Origin of the sequence: Mammaliicoccus sp. G-M28, from assembly GCF_022386595.1 — a bacterium.
Lineage (GTDB): Bacteria > Bacillota > Bacilli > Staphylococcales > Staphylococcaceae > Mammaliicoccus > Mammaliicoccus fleurettii.
In genome coordinates this window covers 323117-338905 of sequence record NZ_JAJNIF010000003.1, presented here as the reverse complement: position 1 = coordinate 338905, position 15789 = coordinate 323117, and the positions used below count along the sequence as shown (strand labels likewise).

Genomic DNA, 15789 nt, shown 5'->3' with positions numbered 1-15789 from the left:
TGCCATCTTTATCGAACAATTCTACTTTAGATCCTGGATCAGTAGTCACTGTAATTGGATCTTTCGTACCACCTTTATCAGTTAAGTCTGTAGTAATAACAGGTTTAGTTGGAGGTGTTGTATCTTTCGATTTGACAGGTTCAGAAGTGTCAGACGTATTCGGTGTTTCTGCATTATCCGTTGCTTTGGCTGTGATATTACCTTCAGGTAATGGCGTTGTCGGTGTAATTTTAGCGACACCTTGATCGTTAGCGACACCCTCACCAATCTTATTGCCATCTTTATCGAAGATTTCAACTTTATTTCCAGGGTCAGTAGTCACTGTAATTGGATTTTTTGTACCACCTTTATCATTTAAATCTGTTTGAATCACAGGTTTAGTAGGCGGCGTTGTATCTTTCGATTTGACTGGTTCAGAAGTGTCAGACGTATTCGGCGTTTCCGCATTATCTGTCGCTTTAGCCGTGATATTACCTTCAGGTAATGGCGTTGTCGGTGTAATTTCAGCGACACCTTGATCATTAGCGACACCCTCACCAATCTTATTGCCATTTTTATCGAATAATTCTACTTTAGATCCTGGATCAGTAGTCACTGTAATTGGATCTTTCGTACCACCTTTATCAGTTAAGTCTGTAGTAATAACAGGTTTAGTTGGAGGTGTTGTATCTTTCGCTTTGACTGGATCCGAAGCATCAGACGTATTCGGTGTTTCTGCGTTATCCGTTGCTTTGGCTGTGATATTACCTTCAGGTAATGGCATAGTTGGCGTAATTTCAGCGACACCTTGATCATTGGCGATGCCCTCACCGATCTTATCGCCATCTTTATCGAACAATTCTACTTTAGAATGAGGTTCAGCGTTTACTACAATTGGATCTTTTGTGCCACCTTTATCAGTTAAATCTGTTTGAATGACAGGTTTACTTGGTGGTGTTGTATCTTTTGATTTTACTGGGTCAGAAGCATCAGACGTATTCGGTGTTTCTGCATTATCCGTTGCTTTCGCCGTAATATTACCTTCAGGTAATGGCATAGTTGGCGTAATTTCAGCGACACCTTGATCATTGACGATGCCCTCACCAATCTTATTGCCATCTTTATCGAACAATTCTACTTTAGATCCTGGATCAGTAGTCACTGTAATTGGATCTTTCGTACCACCTTTATCAGTTAAGTCTGTTTGAATCACAGGTTTAGTTGGCGCAGTTGTATCTGTCGCCTTGATTGGGTCAGAAGCGTCAGACGTATTTGGCGTTTCCGCATTATCCGTTGCTTTGGCTGTGATATTACCTTCAGGTAATGGCATAGTTGGTGTAATTTCAGCAACACCTTGATCATTAGCGATGCCTTCACCAATCTTATTACCATCTTTATCGAACAATTCTACTTTAGAATGAGATTCAGCGTTTACTACAATTGGATCTTTTGTGCCACCTTTATCAGTTAAATCTGTTTGAATGACAGGTTTACTTGGTGGTGTTGTATCTTTTGATTTTACTGGGTCAGAAGCATCAGACGTATTCGGTGTTTCTGCATTATCCGTTGCTTTGGCTGTGATATTACCTTCAGGTAATGGCGTTGTCGGTATAATTTCAGCGACACCTTGATCGTTAGCGACACCCTCACCAATCTTATTGCCATCTTTATCGAAGATTTCAACTTTATTTCCAGGGTCAGTAGTCACTGTAATTGGATCTTTTGTACCACCTTTATCAGTTAAGTCTGTTTGAATCAGAGGTTTACTTGGCGGTGTTATATCTTTTGATTTAACTGGATCCGAAGCATCAGACGTATTTGGCGTTTCCGCATTGTCTGTCGCTTTAGCTGTGATATTACCTTCAGGTAATGGAATAGTTGGTGTAATTTCAGCAACACCTTGATCATTGGCGATGCCTTCACCAATCTTATTACCATCTTTATCGAACAATTCTACTTTAGAATGAGGTTCAGCGTTTACTACAATAGGATCTTTCGTACCACCTTTGCCTGTTAAGTCTGTAGTGATAACAGGTTTAACTGGCGCTGTTGTATCAGTTGCCTTGACTGGATCAGAAGCATCAGATGTATTTGGTGATTCCGCATTATCCGTTGCTTTCGCTGTAATATCACCTTCAGGTAATGGTTTTGTTGGCGTGATTTCAGCCACACCTTGATCATTTGTGACACCCTTACCAATCTTATTGCCATCTTTATCGAATAATTCAACATTAGAACCTGGCTCAGCATTCACAGAAATCGTTGGCGTCATATGAGCTTGGCCTGTTAAGTCTGTAGTGATAACAGGTTTAACCGGAGCCGTTGTATCTGTCGCTTTGATTGGGTCAGAAGCATCAGATGTATTTGGTGATTCCGCATTATCCGTCGATTTCGCCGTAATATTACCTTCAGGTAATGGTCTAGTTGGCGTAATTTCAGCGACACCTTGATCATTTGTGACACCCTCACCGATTTTATTGCCATCCTTATCGAATAATTCAACATTAGAACCTCGTTCAGCGTTTATAGAAATCGTTGGTGTCATATGAGCTTTACCAGTTAAATCAGTTGTGATGACAGGTTTAACCGGAGCCGTTGTATCAGTTGCCTTAACTGGATCAGAAGCGTCAGATGTATTAGGTGCTTCTGCATTATCCGTTGCTTTCGCTGTGATATTACCTTCAGGTAATGGTGTTGTTGGCATAATTTCAGCCACACCTTGATTATTCGCCACAGCCTCACCAATCTTATTGCCATTTTTATCAAAGATTTCAACCTTTGAATTAGGTTCAGCATTTACAACAATCGAATTTGTCGTCCATGCTTTGCTTGTTAAATCTGTTATGATGACAGGTTTAACTGGAGCCGTTGTATCTGTTGCCTTGATTGGATTAGAAGCATCAGACGAATTCGGTGTTTCTGCATTATCTGTCGCTTTCGCTGTGATATTACCTTCAGGTAATGGTCTAGTTGGCGTAATTTCAGCCACACCTTGGTCATTTACGATACCCTCACCAATTTTGTTGCCATCCTTATCAAATAATTCTACATTTGACCCAGGGTCAGTAGTGACTGTAATTGGTTCTGTAGTACCTGCTTTACCCGTTAAGTCAGTTGTTATAACTGGTTTAGCCGGAGCTGTTGTGTCTGTTGCTTTGACTGGATCAGAAGCGTCAGACGTATTCGGCGTTTCAGCATTATCAGTCGCTTTCGCAGTAATATTACCTTCAGGTAATGGTGTAGTCGGCGTAATTTGAGCGATACCTTGATTATTTGCGACAGCCTCACCAATTTTGTTTCCACCTTTATCAAAGATTTCAACTTTTGAATTAGGTTCTGTATTCACAGAAATAGTTGGCGTCATATAAGCTTGTCCAGTTAAGTCTGTAGTAATAACAGGTTTAGCCGGAGCAGTCGTATCAGTTGCCTTGATTGGATCAGAAGCATCAGAAGTATTAGGTGTTTCTGCGTTATCCGTTGCTTTGGCCGTAATATTACCTTCAGGTAATGGCGTAGTCGGCGTGATTTGAGCGACACCTTGATCATTCGCCTTAGCTTCACCAATTTTGTTTCCACTTTTATCAAAGATTTCAACTTTTGAATTAGGTTCAGCATTTACAGAAATAGTTGGCGTAGTTCCTGCTTTGCTTGTTAAATCTGTTATGATGACAGGTTTAACTGGAGCCGTTGTATCTGTTGCCTTGATTGGATTAGAAGCATCAGACGAATTCGGTGTTTCTGCATTATCTGTCGCTTTCGCTGTGATATTACCTTCAGGTAATGGTCTAGTTGGCGTAATTTCAGCCACACCTTGGTCATTTACGATACCCTCACCAATTTTGTTTCCATCCTTATCAAATAATTCTACATTTGACCCAGGGTCAGTAGTGACTGTAATTGGTTCTGTAGTACCTGCTTTACCCGTTAAGTCAGTTGTTATAACTGGTTTAGCCGGAGCTGTTGTGTCTGTTGCTTTGACTGGATCAGAAGCGTCAGACGTATTCGGCGTTTCAGCATTATCCGTTGCTTTGGCTGTGATATTACCTTCAGGCAGTGGCGTAGTCGGCGTAATTTGAGCGACACCTTGGTCATTCGCCTTAGCTTCACCAATTTTATTTCCGTCTTTATCGAATAATTCAACATTAGATCCTGCTTCTGCATTCACAGAAATAGTTGGCGTCATATAAGCTTGTCCAGTTAAGTCTGTAGTAATAACAGGTTTAGCCGGAGCAGTCGTATCAGTTGCCTTGACTGGATCAGAAGCATCAGAAGTATTCGGTGTTTCTGCGTTATCCGTTGCTTTGGCCGTAATATTACCTTCAGGTAATGGCGTAGTCGGCGTGATTTGAGCGACACCTTGATCATTCGCCTTAGCTTCACCAATTTTGTTTCCACTTTTATCAAAGATTTCAACTTTTGAATTAGGTTCAGCATTTACAGAAATAGTTGGCGTAGTTCCTGCTTTGCTTGTTAAATCTGTTATGATAACAGGTTTAACTGGAGGTATTGTATCTGTTGCCTTGACTGGATCAGAAGCGTCAGAAGTATTCGGTGATTCAGCATTATCTGTCGCTTTAGCAGTAATATTACCTTCAGGTAATGGCATTGTAGATGTTATTTGAGCGATACCTTGGTTGTTAGCCTTACTTTCACCAATTTTATTTCCGTCTTTATCAAAGATTTCAACTTTTGAATTAGGTTCAGCATTTACAGAAATAGTTGGAGTTGTACCAGCTTTATTCGTTAAGTCTGTAGTAATGACAGGTTTAGCCGGTGCTGTTGTGTCTGTTGCTTTCATTGAGTCAGAAGCGACAGAAGTATTCGGCGTTTCCGCATTATCCGTTGCTTTCGCTGTGATATTACCTTCAGGCAGTGGCGTAGTCGGCGTAATTTGAGCGACACCTTGGTCATTCGCCTTAGCTTCACCAATTTTATTTCCGTCTTTATCGAATAATTCAACATTAGATCCTGCTTCTGCATTCACAGAAATAGTTGGCGTCATATGAGCTTGGCCTGTTAAATCTGTAGTAATGACAGGTTTAGCCGGAGCCGTCGTATCTGTTGCCTTGACTGGATCTGAAACATCAGACGTATTCGGTATTTCCGCATTATCTGTTGCTTTCGCTGTAATATTACCTTCAGACAGTGGTGTAGTCGGCGTAATTTGAGCGATACCTTGATTATTCGCTTTAGCTTCACCAATTTTGTTTCCGTCTTTATTAAAGATTTCAACATTAGAACCTGGTTCTGCATTTACAGAAATAGTTGGCGTAGTTCCTGCTTTGCCTGCTAAATCTGTTATGATAACTGGTTTAGCAGGTGGCGTTGTATCTGTAGCCTTGATTGGGTCAGATGCGACAGAAGTGTTTGGTGATTCTGCGTTATCGGTTGCTCTCGCTGTGACATTACCTTCAGTTAAAGGTGTTGTTGGTGTAATTTCTGCCACACCTTGATTATTCGCCACACCTTGACCAATTTTATTTCCATCTTTATCGAATAATTCAACATTAGATCCTGCTTCTGCATTAACTGAAATAGTTGGTGTTGTACCAGCTTTACCAGTTAAGTCTGTTGTGATGACAGGTTTAGCTGGTGGCGTTGTATCTGTCGCTTTGATTGGATCAGAAGCAACAGAGGTATTTGGTGTAGCTGCATTATCGGTCGCTTTCGCTGTGATATTACCTTCAGTTAAAGGAGTTGTCGGTGTTATTTGAGCAACACCTTGATCATTTGCGACCCCTTCACCAATCTTATTGCCATCTTTATCGTATAATTTTACATTAGATCTTGGTTCAGCGTTAACAGCAATAGTTGGAGTCGTACCAGCTTTACCAGTTAAGTCTGTTTGAATGACAGGTTTATTTGGAGGTGTTGTATCTACAACGGTGAATTTGAAATTTTTACCTATACTATTTCCACTTGGATCTACATATTCAACAGATATTCTACTTGTACCTTCAGTTGTTGGTGTACCGGTAATTTGCTTAGTTTGACTGTTATAAGTTAGCCCTGGAGGTAAACCTGTTATGCTAGTTGGTTCTACATCACCGCTATTATCTGTCGCGTTAGGAATTGTTATTGGTTGTATAGCTACATCTTTTTCATTAGTTTTATTTTGTAGAGTTGGAGCTACAGGTGGTGTCGTGTCTATAACTTCAATTACTACTGGCACATCATCGTAACTGTTATCTGGGTATGTTACTCGTACTGTAGCGTTTTTATCACCTACAGTTTGCGTATCTATTTGTGTTATATACTCATATCTTGTACCATTTGGTGTTCCAGAAGGTAAACTGATTGATTGATCGACAGATGGTGTTTCATTTATCTCTACTGTTTGGTTAATAGCAGTTGGATTATGTCTATCTGCATCTGTTTCTTTACGAGTAGCGACTTTTGGAGCACTCGGAAACAATTCTCTTCCTTTGGTTACTATTCTTGCTGTAACATCTCCGGCAGGAATATCTACTGTCGGTGTTATAGGTGCTTTACCATTTGATTGGACAATACCTTCACCAATTACATTATTACTTTTATCGTATAATTTAATTGCTAATCCTGGTAATGAATATACAACAACAGGAGTTTTGGTATTAGCTTTTTCAGTTAGATCTGTATGAATAGTAGGACTAATAGTGGTGTTATAAACACCTCTAACTCTAAATGTATTTTGTTTGTTTCTAATAGCAGTATTCAATCCACCAGCACCAATAACAAATGATTTGAATTTATGATCACCAGTTGATGTATCTGTTGGGTCTTCATATTTTGAAAGTAAAGTTGTTAATGGTACTCTTACTTCAAATTCCACAATAATTTTATCAGAACGTTTTCCATAAACTACTTTAACTTGTGATGTAAGAGGATGGATGAAATCTCTTGTTATATCATTATATATTTGAGGTCTCTTTAATTTAAATGTCTTATTTAAATCCTCGGTATAAACATTGTTTGTATTTATACTTTGTCCATTTTTTTCTAAACGAAGAATTTTAATATTTCCTTCACTTGCAGCGAAATAATATTTCATACTTCCTCTATTGGCACTGTTGTCATTGAATCTAATTTTATATCTTATAACCGCATTATCACCTTCACGTGCTACGTTTTCTAATTGCATAGCAGCAAGTAAGTGGAATTGGTCTCCTTGGTTATTACCACCAAAGTCTCTATCGCCCAGAGGACCAAAGTCATATTCTTGAGCAATACCTGTTGGATATGGTCCTTGAGCAGCTCTAAACATTGATAAACTAGGAGCAGGATAAATATTTCCGTAATATGATTGGAAAGATTTATTTAACGCTAATGCTTTTTGTTGTGCTCTTGTTAAATCAGAATAGAAAGTTTGAATATTTAACTTCTTAAGTTCTTCAAAATCAATTGAAAAAATCTCTCTTGGACTTAATTTCTTAAATTCTTCAACAGTCATTTTATTAGTACGGACTTCAGTAGCTTTAACTATTTTAGGTGTCACATTATTATCATTATTATTTGTGTTATTTATCTCATTATTATTTCTATTTTGAATTGCTTCATTTGAATTGTTTTTCACTATAATTGTTTTTTTATTATTTTCAGGTTCAGTTAAATTTGTTTTTATTTCTGAATGTGGCGTTTGTTGAGGTGATGAATTATGTTGATCTACTGAATTTGTCGTAGTTGACGCCTTGATAGATTGGTTTACATTATTTACAGGTTTATCTAATTCTTTATTATTTTCTTTAGTAACAATCGTATCTTTGTTTAATGTGTTTTCCTCTTTATAAGTTGAATTTTCTGTATTTTTTTCTTCTTGTGTTGTTTCATTCTCCACTTTTGAAGTTTGATTATCTGTTTCTTCAACTATAGATTGTTCTTCTATTTGTTCATTTGTTTTTATTTTATCAGTTGGTGCTTCATTATTCTGTTCTACATTTTCGTTTGTGTTTTGATTTGATAGTTCATTACTTGTATCATTTGTTGTTTCTGTAGGTTTTACTGATTCTTCTTGATTGGTAACATCTATATTTTTTTCTGATGCAAAAGCTTTATCTGATGGATTACCAAGAAATAAAAGTGTGCCGATTAATATTGAGCATGTACCAATAGTATACTTTCGAATACTAAACTTTTGTAATCGCCGTTGATTGTCCATTAGCAATCTCCTTTTCATAGATAATAATTTAAATTGGAGTGCTACTTTACTCATACGATGATTCTTATGTAACTATTTTATTTTTATCTCACTAGTAATGTGTTCAAAAAATCTCTAAATGAATCTAAGATATATGAGCTAAGTTTCACACTAGCAATATGTGAATGGTGATATTAAATTACTCTCCTTCCATATAAACTATTCACATATTTGATATGGAACAAAATTAAATTTTGTTCCAAAATATTATATCATCTTTATTGTGCGAATAAAATACTATATTTTTAAATCTCTATAAAATATTTATATAAATTTTAAGAGCTATAATATTTCTTTATAGTATGTCGTATTCAAATATTATTCCTGTATGCTCACTTGTATTTAATTGAACTATGCTAGATGTTCATGTAAATTAGATATAATGATGAATTTAATTGAAAGAGATGATATTAGTGTCACAAATTTATTTTGATGCAGCGACTAAAGGTAATCCTGGAGAAAGTACATGTGGAATTGTAATTATAGTAGATAATGAGAGGCATTATTTTACGGAAAGTTTAGGATTGATGGATAACCATCGTGCTGAGTGGGAAGCATTTATCTTATCACTTAAGCATGCTGCTGAATTAAATGTTAATAATGCTCTAGTGTATACAGATTCAAAATTGATTGGTGATAGTATAGAGAAAAATTTTGTGAAGAATGAAATGTTTAAATCGTATTTTAATGAATATAAACAATTGCAACAGAAATTTGATTTAGTATTTGTTAAATGGATACCAAGAGTACAAAATAAAGAAGCTAACCAATTAGCACAAACTGCATTAAGAAAGCATTTGAAAAAACGAAATAAAAAATAATAACCGCCAACTACATTGTTGGCGGTTATTATTATGAAAAGTTATTCATTAAATATTTACTTGAAACAAACAGTTCATGTTCATTACAAATATTAATAGAATTTTCTATATGATGGTTGTATGTCATTTTATTTAATAAGTCTTCTGTTTCAAGTGGTACATCTGTATGAATTTGAGCTAGTCGTTTGGACATGGCTAAATCATCTCTATATGTGATGATTTTATTTTGTTGTCCTGCAGTTAATTCATCAATATTTTCTATAACATTTTCAACTGATTGATATTGTTGAATAAGTTTTATTGCAGTCTTCTCACCTATTCCTTTAACACCTGGATATCCGTCAGCAGTGTCACCCATAAATGCTTTTACATCTACTAATTGATGTGGCTCAAGACCATATTCTTCTCTAAATTTATGGATATCATATTTATTATATATATTGAATCCTTTTTTTGTTAGCCAGATGTTAACGTTTGTATCAATACATTGCAATAAATCACGGTCACCACTTACTACGTATGTTTCGTACCCTTTTTCTTGTGCCTTCTTACTAATCGTACCGATAACATCATCCGCTTCATAATTAGTTATACCTAAGTTAAACATTCCTAATTTTTCAGCAATCTCTTTCGCTCTATCAAATTGAGGTATCATCTCTTCTGGTGGTGCAACTCGGTTAGACTTATAAGCTTCAAACATGTCGTTACGAAATGTTTTTGAACCCATATCCCAACATACTGCAACATGTGAAGGTTGTATATCGTTAATAACTGTATACGTATGTCTAACGAAACCTTGTACCGCGTTTGTGGGTATCCCTTTTGAATCTCTCATAAATTGCTTATGGATACTTGTAGCATAAAAATGTCTAAATAATAAAGCCATTCCATCTATTAATAATATTTTATTTCCCATTTTGTTCTCCTCTATATCTCTTTTAAGACTTTTTCGATTTGTTCTATGACATTATTATCTATGTTAACAGATAAATATGATTCTATCAGTTTAATCGTTTCTTTGTTGTAATCTACTATATAATGTTCAGCTAAGTTATCATAGCCTTCAAGATTTTTAGTTAAAGCATTGTTAAAGTAGACGATTGGTTGATCTAATAACGACATTGTATCATTTAATATTGATGTTTGTACGTCCTTAGCTTTAGATGTTTTTAACAAATCTTTTTTCGAAATGGAGCTAATTGTTTGGTTAGAGATGTCTTGAATATTGATGTTTATCGGTTCTGGATTTATTTCATTGATAAAATCATGTTTGAACTTTGATACTAATATTGACGCTTCGTTTAATTCAACGATTGTTGGTGTAAGCAAATCATCAAATGTTCTTGAATAAAAGTTCTTTAATCTTTCAACTATGAGTGAACTTTCTAAACTTAATTTTTGATTTAAATCATCGACATATTGTTTTGTACTTGTTTGAAGTGATTGTTTAAAATCATCTGTAACAGTAGAAGTATTAAAATGTTTTTTCACAATATCGTTTAGTTGTATATTTAATCGGTCTTTCAAATAATAAAGTTGATCATGAATTTCTTTTTCTAGTTGATGATGCGATTTTACAACTATTTGATTAGTGAAGTTTTGTTTTTCTTTATATTTAAGTAATGTAGTATTTCTTTTTTCTAGTTGTGCTTTATCTTGTCTATACGTATGGACCATTCTTTCAAGTTCACTAATCAATTGATTAATTCTTGATTCTACTTGAGATTGTAGAACAGTTTTACTTTCAACTTTAACAAAATGATCTATTGCGTTCATGAAATTATTGAAATAGTCGTCATAATTTTTAATAGCGAGTTTACTAGATACAGGATAACATTCAGGTTTAATGTTTAATCCATCTAATGAGGACTCGACATATGAAATAACTGCATTTTTATCTTCTTCGGATTCAGCTAAGTCAATTGCATTAATAACGAATTTTAATCCTTGTGTTTGTTGCAAATTATTCATATCTCTCATATAAGTTAAAAATTCGCCATCTTTATCTGTAAAGGCATGGTTGTAATAGCTAACATATATTATAAGATCACTTGAAGCTATTATTTGTTCAGTTTCTCTCGTGTGTCTTTGGTTATTAGAATTTAATCCAGGTGAATCGATAATAATTTTATCTTTTAACCATTCTTCTTCAAGTCTTAAATTAATTTTATGCACAAATGCTGCGTGCGTATCATCTGCAGTTAGTTTTTCTAATTCTTCAAGTTTAAACTCAGTGGCTTTCTCTTTTTTCAGTGTATCTTCATAATATTTGAAGTTTGTTTCAATAGCTTCAAAAAATGCTATATGATTACTCGATAAAGAAGGATGTTGTTTTATATTTTTATCTTCTATAAAAGACTCAATAGAATCATAATTTTTATTCGCAAATTCTGTTATATGATTAATTTCTTCGAGTAATTGAGAATAAGTTTTAAAAGTAACTTCTTGTTTTGTTCCATAACTAATTTCAGTAATACTTGCAGTAGTTGGGTTTGGTGAACTTAATAATATAGGATTTCTTAAAATAGCATTAATTAAACTACTTTTCCCTGCACTGAATGTACCAAATACCGCGATTTTTGTAATGTTATTTTCTATACGCTGAACTTGGTTATGAATGTTTTCTACTTCACCTTCAAATAATGGAAGATTTTTCAACTTTGTTAATTTTTCATTTATATTAACGAGATTACTTTCTTTTTGTTTTGAGCTTTCTACTTTATATTGATGTTTCTTCTCAATTTGATTTCCTAAATCTATTTCTTCAATACGTACAAAATGTCTATCAATTAACTTATCAATAGATTCATCCAGATGAATATAGTAGTGCTGGTAATTATTTGTTATAAGAGAAGATTTTAAATTTTTGAATTCAATATATTCTTCATATTCACTTAGCTGGTTTGCATCTTCATTAGTTTCATTATGCACTTCACTTGAATTCACAATTTCTTCTATAAGTTGATTTGTATCATTACGAACTTTTCTAGTGATGATATCTACTATACCTTTCGTATATATAATTACATAATCATTCGTAATAGACGTTTGCTCTTGGACATGTTCAGCAAGTTCTTCTTTAGAAATTGTATATTGTTGGTTGATAATTTTTTCGAAAAGATTGGAATCTTTAATGTATTTATTAAGACGTTCTAATGATTTAATCCATACTTTTGTTATTTCATCATGTATTTTTAAATCTAATTCTTCTTTTACCGTATTTAACTTTTCTTCTTGAATAAGTTCTTTTTTCTTATCTTTGTTGAATAACCCTTTTACTTTATAATCTTTAGCTGTCGTTTCTAAATAAACACGAATCGTTTCTCTCATTTCGTAAGGCATTAGATAAGCGTTATCTAATATTTCTTTTCGCTTTTCTTTTAAATTTGATGTGAATTGATCTTTATTTTGAATAAGAGACTGTTCATTTTGAACGTTGAATTTTTCTTTATATGTTTGATAATCTTCATCAAATGTTTCTTCAGTTGATTCAATGTCTGAAAGAATAGATTCCATATGACGATTTATATATTCTAATTGCTCTTGTTTAATATAATTTGTTACGCGTTCAATAAATACTTGATGTTCAGTTCTGTTTTGATCAAGTTGATGAATGTATTCATTGAATTCAACTTTTTCATTGTTTGGTGTTTCATACTTTGATACATAGAATATTTTCTCTAAATTAAGTTTCCAATCTGTTACTGCTTTATTAACTCTACGTTTATATATATCAAAAGGTATTTCATTTTCATCATGTTTATCTACTTGATTCACTAGCAAAATAACAGGTATATCTAATTTGTTAAGAGACTTAATGAAATTGAAATTCATATCTGATTGTACGTGGTTATAGTCTACTGTATAAAAAACATAATTCGAAGTCAGTAAATATTGAAATGCACTTTCTCTATGGTTGTCACTCATAGAATCTACACCTGGCGTATCTTGAAAAGTGAAACCTTTATTAAATTTATCAGAAGTAAACTCTATCTCGATTGATTCTACCTTACGATCTTCAGTATTTAATCTTTTGACATCTTCTTGGTTATTCACCACTGTATATTGGTTATCACTTAAATTGACGGAAATACTATTTTTATTTGATGAAATTAATTGTGCGGTATTACTCGTTGTCGGCACTGGTGAACTCGGTAATATGCTTTGGCCGATAACATTATTTATTAATGTAGATTTTCCAGCTGAAAAATGACCTACAAAGCTAACAGTATATTGTTCATTATATACTTTCTTAATCATTTCATTGATTTGTTTAATCAATTGTTGATTTGATGATTTTTCAATTTCTTTTTTTAGTTTATAGAGTAAATCTAATGATTCTTGATTACTTTCCATTTTAATTCCCCTTCATTTATGCACAAATAATTTAAATAATGTGATTTACATCACATTATTTTTTCTATCTCTATTCTATTATAAATAATGAAGAGAATATAAGAAAGGATGAATCATATGACAGTCCAAAAAAATGACCTTAGTAATAAAACTGATGACCATTCACATGATGATCTCGACCTAAGAGGCACGCTCTACTCAGTTTTTACATTGGGAGGAATTTTTGCAGTATTATGGGTGATTTGTTTTATTTTATTTTTGATAAGAATGTAAGGGGTGAAATTTGTGCATAAATATGAAAAGTTATGGTTAACCATAGGAACAGCTTCTTTAGTATTGTTTCTCGCAATTTTAATAATCACTGGATTACATAATGGACATAAGCCAGCCGCTTCTGGTAGAGAGTATGTAAATCCAGATAAAGTCGATCAAATTGAACCTTTTAATAAGCCGGGTCTCAATAAAGTGGATGATAAAGATTATGACTATGAACTAGTAATAGTCGCTTCAGCTTTTAATTATCAACCTGGGAAAGTAGAAATACCTAAAGGTTCGAAAGTAAAAATCATTGCAACAAGTAAAGATACTTTGCATGGCTTCAGTTTACCTGGAACAAACGTTAACATGATGCTTGAACCAGGACACATTAGTAAATATACAAAGACATTTAATGATAAAGGCGAATATTTGATCATCTGCAATGAATATTGTGGTGTCGGTCATGCAGATATGAAGTCGATGATAAAGGTTGTGGATAAAAAATGATAACACGTTTAAATAAGTCAGACAGTAAACTCGTTATGGCACATATGTATGTGGCAATTGGTTGTTTAATTCTAGGGGGACTCGCAGGTTTATTACAAACTTTCGTAAGATCAGGTTTATTACAATTACCTAAGAATATTTCTTATTATCAAATTTTGACTGTACACGGTATTGTTTTAGCACTTGTACTTACAACTTTCTTTATTTTAGGGTTTCAATATTCAGCAGTAGCCAAAACATGTGGACATTTAACATCCGTACAAAGAAAATTAGGATGGATTGGCTTTTTTGTTATGATTGTTGGAACGCTTATGGCTGCTACAATGGTGTTACTTAATAAGGCAACAGTTTTATATACTTTTTATGCACCATTACAAGCACACGTCATATTCTATGTAGGTATGGCTTTAGTCGTTGTAGGTAGTTGGATTTCTGTAATTGGCCAAATTTTGAAATATAGAGAATTTAAGAAAACTTATCCAGGTAAGAAATCTCCCTTACTTAGTTATATGGTAGCAATAAATGGAGTAATGTGGATTGTATGTTCGTTAGGGGTTGCAGCAACAGTGCTTTTTCAATTAATACCATGGTCTTTAGGTTTAGTTGAAAGAGTTGATGTGTCTTTAAGTAGAACATTATTTTGGTATTTTGGACATGCATTAGTTTATTTCTGGTTATTGCCAGCTTATATGTGTTGGTATGCAATTGTACCGAAAGTAATAAACGGCAAAGCATTCTCAGATAACTTAGCAAGAATGTCATTTATGCTTTTCTTATTCTTCAGTATTCCTGTTGGGATACACCACCAATTAGTTGAACCTGGAATTGATGATATATGGAAGTATTTACAAGTAGTTCTAACATTTATGGTAGTAGTACCTTCATTTATGACAGCATTTAGTTTATTTGCAACTTTCGAGCATCATGGGCGTTCTTTAGGATATAAAGGATTATTTACATGGTTTAAATCTTTACCTTGGAACGATGCAAGATTTGTATTACCTTTCTTAGGTATGTTGGCATTTATACCTGGTGGTGCTGGAGGCTTAGTAAATGCTTCAGCACAAATGAATGGTCTTATACACAATACGATTTGGGTAACTGGACATTTCCATTTAACAATCGCATCAGCTGTTATATTAACTTTCTTCGGCATAATGTACTGGTTGATACCTCATTGTACAGGTAGAAAATTGACTAAATTTACTAATAAATTAGCAATTATACAAGGTTATACTTGGGCTATCGGAATGACAATTATGAGTGGTGCAATGCACTATGTAGGTTTATTTAAAGGTGCTCCAAGAAGATCGACTTTTTCTGAATATGGTGGCGCTAAACAAGCGGCAGAGTGGATCCCGTATCAAGTTTTACAAGCCGTTGGGGGAACAATTCTATTTATTTCAATTATATTAGTTGTAATGATATTTATACACTTAACTTTCTTATCACCAAAAGGAGAAGAAGAATATCCAATTGCGGAAGCATTAGATGAGCAACAACCAGTAACTAAACTTGTCGAAAATTGGAGATTCCTAATCATCATTACTGTATTATTAATTCTAATAGCTTATACAGTTCCGATTGGTCAAATGTTTATAGATCCACCACCAGGCGCTAAAGGATTAGGTGAAGGTAAACTTTGGTAAGTAAATTGAAATTTTATTAAGTACGCTTCATACAAAAAAGATGAAA

6 protein-coding genes are annotated in these 15789 nt (G+C 34.0%); 3 read left to right on the top strand and 3 right to left on the bottom strand.

Annotated elements, in window-relative coordinates; genetic code table 11:
* The coding region (locus LQ609_RS05415; protein WP_239734407.1) for a Rib/alpha-like domain-containing protein at positions 1–8113 on the bottom strand (8113 nt) is incomplete at its 3' end.
* Between the two features lie 452 nt (positions 8114–8565).
* Between LQ609_RS05415 and LQ609_RS05410 the strand changes: the two genes are divergently transcribed.
* On the top strand, positions 8566–8973 hold the full coding sequence (locus LQ609_RS05410) for a ribonuclease HI family protein (RefSeq protein WP_078356658.1): 408 nt from the start codon (positions 8566–8568) through the stop codon (positions 8971–8973).
* Positions 8974–9004: 31 nt separating this feature from the next.
* Here LQ609_RS05410 and LQ609_RS05405 read toward each other — a convergent pair whose 3' ends face one another.
* Together LQ609_RS05405 and LQ609_RS05400 are read right to left on the bottom strand one after the other, a co-directional pair.
* A complete protein-coding gene (locus LQ609_RS05405; RefSeq protein ID WP_078356657.1) occupies positions 9005–9889 on the bottom strand; it encodes a 5'-3' exonuclease in 885 nt (294 codons plus the stop codon).
* Between the two features lie 11 nt (positions 9890–9900).
* Complete coding sequence (locus LQ609_RS05400; protein WP_239734406.1) at positions 9901–13329, bottom strand: dynamin family protein; 3429 nt, start codon at positions 13327–13329, stop codon at positions 9901–9903.
* A 285-nt stretch (positions 13330–13614) separates the two neighbouring features.
* Here LQ609_RS05400 and LQ609_RS05395 point away from each other — a divergent pair, with 285 nt between their 5' ends.
* Positions 13615–14094, top strand: a complete 480-nt coding sequence (locus LQ609_RS05395; protein WP_239734405.1) for a cytochrome c oxidase subunit II — start codon at positions 13615–13617, stop codon at positions 14092–14094.
* Complete coding sequence (locus tag LQ609_RS05390; protein WP_239734404.1) at positions 14091–15743, top strand: b(o/a)3-type cytochrome-c oxidase subunit 1; 1653 nt, start codon at positions 14091–14093, stop codon at positions 15741–15743. The genes LQ609_RS05395 and LQ609_RS05390 overlap by 4 nt, the downstream gene beginning before the upstream one ends.
* Positions 15744–15789 lie beyond the last annotated feature (46 nt).

Excerpts from the sequence above, each read along its gene's own strand:
- LQ609_RS05405 (WP_078356657.1), bottom strand. The coding sequence starts at position 9,889 with ATGGGAAATAAAATATTATTAATAGATGGAATGGCTTTATTATTTAGA.
- LQ609_RS05400 (WP_239734406.1), bottom strand. The coding sequence starts at position 13,329 with ATGGAAAGTAATCAAGAATCATTAGATTTACTCTATAAACTAAAAAAA.
- LQ609_RS05390 (WP_239734404.1), top strand. The coding sequence starts at position 14,091 with ATGATAACACGTTTAAATAAGTCAGACAGTAAACTCGTTATGGCACAT.